This is a genomic window from Psychrobacter sp. AOP5-GZ1-6, assembly GCF_052376345.1.
GTDB lineage: Bacteria > Pseudomonadota > Gammaproteobacteria > Pseudomonadales > Moraxellaceae > Psychrobacter.
In genome coordinates, this window is sequence record NZ_JBQSVP010000341.1 from 1 (window position 1) to 512 (window position 512).

At 44.9% G+C, this 512-nt stretch carries 1 protein-coding gene; it reads left to right on the plus strand.

What is annotated here, in order from left to right:
- Positions 1–90: 90 nt before the first annotated feature.
- Positions 91–512 (plus strand): IS5 family transposase (locus tag ACT3RN_RS16110; RefSeq protein WP_444518867.1); only part of this gene is annotated, 422 nt, incomplete at its 3' end.

The following is a 512-nucleotide window of genomic DNA, read 5'->3' on the forward strand; positions in this document are numbered from 1 at the left end:
TAGGGGCTGTATAGAATTGGGAAATAGTTGAAAAAAATAAGCAACGCCTTACACTCTTGTTTACCACAACAAAGAGAAAAGGCGTTACTTATGGCTCGTACCATGCTCACTGATGAACAATGGCAAAAGCTGTCTGATATATTGCGACAAATTAACATATATAACAAGCCCAATCTAAGGCGAACAGTCGAAGCGATGTTGTACCGCATACGTATTGGCTGTCCATGGCGCGACTTACCAACCTGCTTTGGCAAGTGGTCTACCGTATATCATCAATACCGCTATTGGCGTAAAACGGGTAAATGGCAACAACTGATGTCCATAATGACAGCAGACTACGATAGTGAATGGTTATTTATAGATGGTAGCGTGGTAAAAGCACATCAGCACAGTACAGGCGCTGCCAGTTGTCGTGATGAAGCCATCGGCACCAGCGTTGCTGGCAATAGCAGCAAGTTACATCTCATGGTTGATGCTTGTGGTAACCCTGTTCATGTGGCGCTGACAGGAGG